The sequence below is a fragment of the Pseudoalteromonas luteoviolacea NCIMB 1942 genome (genome assembly GCF_001625595.1).
Lineage (GTDB): Bacteria > Pseudomonadota > Gammaproteobacteria > Enterobacterales > Alteromonadaceae > Pseudoalteromonas > Pseudoalteromonas luteoviolacea_A.
Window position 1 is genome coordinate 1 of the sequence record NZ_AUXT01000209.1, and the last position, 2,779, is coordinate 2,779.

1 protein-coding gene and 3 pseudogenes are annotated in these 2,779 nt (G+C 39.0%); 2 read left to right on the forward strand and 2 right to left on the reverse strand.

All coding sequences use genetic code 11. The features are described 5' to 3' along the window. Both N482_RS24560 and N482_RS25785 read left to right on the forward strand, forming a co-directional pair. A pseudogene (locus N482_RS24560) lies at positions 1 to 281 on the forward strand (integrase core domain-containing protein); the annotation flags it as partial. A gap of 36 nt (positions 282 to 317) precedes the next feature. Further along, positions 318 to 561, forward strand: a pseudogene (locus N482_RS25785) (IS4 family transposase); the annotation flags it as partial. Between the two features lie 58 nt (positions 562 to 619). Here the strand turns inward: N482_RS25785 and N482_RS21280 are convergent. Both N482_RS21280 and N482_RS21285 read right to left on the reverse strand, forming a co-directional pair. Then, complete coding sequence (locus tag N482_RS21280; RefSeq protein ID WP_063378979.1) at positions 620 to 2,071, reverse strand: sodium:solute symporter family transporter; 1,452 nt, start codon at positions 2,069 to 2,071, stop codon at positions 620 to 622. Between the two features lie 253 nt (positions 2,072 to 2,324). Next, positions 2,325 to 2,606 (reverse strand): annotated as a pseudogene (locus N482_RS21285) (ISAs1 family transposase); the annotation flags it as partial. Between the last annotated feature and the right edge of the window lie 173 nt (positions 2,607 to 2,779).

Genomic DNA, 2,779 nt, shown 5'->3' on the forward strand with positions numbered 1-2,779 from the left:
TACACTGAACGCCTTATGGAAGCTGGGATAACAGCATCTGTGGGTAGTGTTGGGGACTCGTATGATAATGCGATGGCTGAAACGATAAATGGCTATTTAAAACAGAGATTATCCGCAGGAATGGTCCATGGAAAAATGTTGATGCCGTTGAATATGCAACCCTAGAGTGGGTAAATTGGTTTAATAATCAACGCTTACTCTCTTCAATTGGTTATGTTTCACCAGCTCAATATGAAGCAGACTACTATGATAAATTAACGGGGTCAGGTAAAGTGGCCTGACTTAAACAAACTAGTCTCCGATGAACTCGGGGCGATTCAGTATTACACAAAAGAGCACCGAACGAGATAAGCTTAAAATATGCATGTCAATTCATTGGAAGTCAGCTTAAAGTGATGGCGAATACTCTCTCCAGGCAATACACCCAAGCGTTTAGCTGCACTTAGAGGGGACTTAACAGTACTCTTTAAAGAAAAACGCCCTAGGCCAAGTAGACCTAGGGTCGTTAAGATGAATAAAAGCCATTACCCTGTTAATCGCAAAGATGTTCCTCTAAAGTGAACAGCATTAGCCTCTATCGGTTACTTTGTAGATAAGCCGATAGAGAGAGAACGTAAAATCAGCTATTTTTACCTAAGGAACCTACATCATTTGATTTAAAACTGGATAGATAACAAACTGCAAAATTAGTACAAAGCGCACAGAAAATACCTACCCCAGATTCATTAAATACCTCTCCGATCCCAGAAATTCGCCAGAGAAATGCAGATAAAAAACCGACCATAACAGATAGAAGTAAAGATATCCCATTATGTTTCCACTTCATCACTTTGATCATGACAGCACTACCTACTGATGCACCTATTAGCGAAACAGACCCAACGATAATATGAAAAACGTTTTGAGGCAGAAAAAGAGAAACAACAACTGACACAACCCCTACCACTATTACAAAATAAAATGGAGTTCTAGTCATAACAACTCGGTGTTTAAATAAAGCACCTAAAAAATCTCTATTTATTATTTGAGAAATTGATACCAATACACTATTCGAAGATGCAGCAATGGTTGCGTAAACATCCGCAAATATAATCCCAGCTACAATTGCAGGAAAGTTATCCTTAAAAAAGTGCCCTAACCCCTCTTCTGCATCTGGTAGTTCAGGCATTAACCCCCTTAACAGAATTCCAAAAATTGTCATCGTCATCCACGTAAACTGAGAAAAGCCAATGCAAATCCATTTCGCTTTTGCTGTATCTTCAGGAGAGTTTCCGGCAAAGTATCTTGAAACTATTTGCGGCTGCCCTAAGCCAAACCCAATCGCAGCGAACGCGAACCCTGATACAAAACCAAGCAGAGTAATCATACTACCTATTGAAAATGGGTCCATAAACCCTTCACCCGCTGTATTTATATTTGGTACAAAACTACTATCTTTCATAGCGGCCCAAGAAATTGCTACAATTGCGAGTACTGTTCCCATAATGCGAATGACTGCCTGTACAGTATCAACTAAAACACTACCTCTAAACCCTCCGATCGCAGAATATAGTACGATTGTTCCTGAGAAAAATAATAATGCGGAAACATCTGAAAACTGATAAACACTGGTAAGAAACTTCCTGCCTGCGATCCACTGAGCTGACGTATAAAAAGTCAAGAGTATAATAAGCAAAGTACTAACAATTAATATTAGAAACCTTACAGAATAACCTCTAAGACCTTCACTTAAAAAATCCAGCAATGTAATTGACCTATATTCCCTAGAAACTCTATTAAGTCGACTAGGAAATAATTGCCAAAATATCAAATCACCGATAAACCATGCAATTGGGAGCCACAGTGCTTGCAGCCCCAAAGTATAGCCAAGACCTACAGCTCCTGTAACTATGAAACCACTATTACCTGTCGCTGCAGAACTTAATCCAACCAACCATTTATTTAAACTCCTCCCGGCTAAATCCTCCTCACTACTATCATTTTTTTTTGCTTTTATAGAACCATAAAAAGAAAAGGCGAACATAATACACAAGGTCACCAGAAAAACTGCAAATGCACCATCAAACTCCATTAACGCACCAAATAATAATTAATAAAGCTCAATTCTATTTATTATAAGACATTAAACTCAAGTTTTATATCATTGTAAATCCCTTGGTTTTACCTCTTTTTTCATCCGCTTTCTCTTCTGATTTCGAGTAGAGCATAGCTTTGCAATGGTAATTTATCTAAACCTCTATTAACGAGACGATATAAACTTATTTAATTTCACCTCAAACTAAACCCATTAAAGGAATAAAAGACCAAGGTAAGAGTATGAAAAATCACTTGCTATTTAGTACCTTTTCTAGATAGCTCTCATTACTAGCGGCCTTTAAGTGCTTAGCGCGTCCACCTTTCTTAAAAGATGTTTCTTTTTTCAATAAATTCAGAGCTATATGTCTTACACCAGCTAATACTTCTGGCGCGCCGTCTCGGCGAATGCGACAACCATCCTCATTCATCGCGACATCTAAACACCAATGAAGGCTATTCTCGATATGCCAGTGAGCTCGCGTGGCTTGCGCTAACCTCTCGGCACTTATCTTCATTGAACTAATTGTAGTGCGGTAGGTTAACTCAGCGCTCTTCGATTATCTGGTTTTCGATAGGATACAATAACTCCAGCAGTCTGGAGATTGGGCCAACTGTGGGTTTCTGGAAGTTGAGCCATATCATGAGACACCACGGCAGCTCTAAATTCTTCACGCCCTCGTTGATAATCAACTTCGCTCAACAA